Origin of the sequence: Pseudofrankia asymbiotica (assembly GCF_001983105.1) — a bacterium.
GTDB lineage: Bacteria > Actinomycetota > Actinomycetes > Frankiales > Frankiaceae > Pseudofrankia > Pseudofrankia asymbiotica.
In genome coordinates this window covers 1-1638 of record NZ_MOMC01000165.1, presented here as the reverse complement: position 1 = coordinate 1638, position 1638 = coordinate 1, and the positions used below count along the sequence as shown (strand labels likewise).

1 protein-coding gene is annotated in these 1638 nt (G+C 63.6%); it reads left to right on the top strand.

The features are described 5' to 3' along the window. Window positions 1–104: 104 nt before the first annotated feature. The coding region (locus tag BL253_RS38995; RefSeq protein ID WP_076823122.1) for a sugar ABC transporter ATP-binding protein at window positions 105–1638 on the top strand (1534 nt) is incomplete at its 3' end.

Here is a 1638-nt window from a genome sequence, read left to right as displayed (position 1 = left end):
GTCCGCCCGTCCGTGGACACGCCGGTCGACTACGCGGCGCAGTTCAGCGCGCTCTGGCAGGTCGGCTGACGGCGTATCGGACCGGACCGGCAGGAGTGCATCCCATGACGACGCCRTCGCTACATCACGCGGACCTCGATTTACCCGCGTCACATGACGCGTGCGAGGCGCCTGCGCTGTCGGTACGGAGCCTCTCCAAGAGCTTCGGCACCAATGTGGCGCTCAATTCCTTCGATATCGACATCGCTGCCGGTGAGATTCACGCACTGATCGGCGAGAACGGATCGGGCAAGTCGACGTTCATCAAGATCCTTGCCGGTTACCACCAGCCGGACCCGGGCGGCGAGGTTCGCGTCGGGGGCGAGCCGATCGCAGTCGGATCAAGCGCGGCCGCGTACGCCGCCGGGTGCCGGTTCGTCCACCAAGACTTGGGTCTGATCGGGGAACTGCCAGTTCTTGACAACCTCTGTCTCGGAGCCGGCTTCCCGACCAGGCTCGGCACAATTCGGCGGCGGGTCGCGAGGAAGAACGCGTTGCGCAGTCTCGAACTTGTAGGTGGCAACATCGACCCTGAATCCCTGGTGAATGCGCTGACGCCGGCCCAGCGAACAGCGGTTGCGCTAGCCCGTTCGATCACCGTGGACAAATCTGCTCCCGTCAAGCTGGTCATCTTCGACGAACCGACCGCCACACTGCCTGACAACGAGGTCGAGAATCTCCTCGCACTCGTTCGTCGCGTCGCCTCGAACGGCGTCGCCGTGCTGTACGTGACACATCGGTTGGACGAAATATTCCAAGTGGCTTCGAATGTCACGGTGCTTCGCGACGGTTCGAAGGTCGCAGCCGTTCCCGTCCAGGGGCTCTCTCGCCGCGATGTCGTCCATCTCCTGGTCGGTGACGAGCTCGACGAGGCCGAAGTGAATAGCAGGAAATTGGCAGCGGACGAGTATCCGGTCCGGTTGCGAGTCGACCAGGTGGAATCTGCCACCCTGGCCAGCTTGACCTTCGACGCCCGTGCACACGAGATCGTCGGACTCGCCGGGATCACGGGTTCCGGCCGTGAGACCGCGCTGCGAACCGTGTTCGGCGACCTTGAACGTGTGAGCGGCCGCGTCGAGCTCGACGGCCGGCCGCTGCAACCGCACCGCATCCACCGCACCGTCACCGCAGGGGTGGCATACGTCCCGCCCGATCGGAAGACGCTCGGTGCCGTCGTCAATCTTTCGGCAGGGGAGAACCTTCTTATGGCCGACGTTCGGCGGACGTGGAGGTTCCCGCGGATGCGGCGCGAGTCGGAGCGACGAGAAGTAGAGGAGTGGTGCGAACGTTTCGATGTGCGGCCGCGGGGCGAGATGGAGAAACCGCTCGCATCATTCAGTGGAGGAAATCAACAGAAAGTTATCTTGGCAAAATGGTTTCGCCTCAAGCCGGCGGTCATTCTTCTCGACGAACCCACGCAGGGCGTCGACGTCGGCGCCAAGGCCGTCATCTACCGGCAACTGGTCGAGGCTGCCGAGTCCGGATGTGCGGTCGTCGTGAGCTCATCGGACGTCGATGAGCTCGCCGCGCTGTGTCATCGAGTTCTGATCATGCGGGATGGCTCGGTGGTCCAAGAGCTGCATCACTCTGACGTGACGG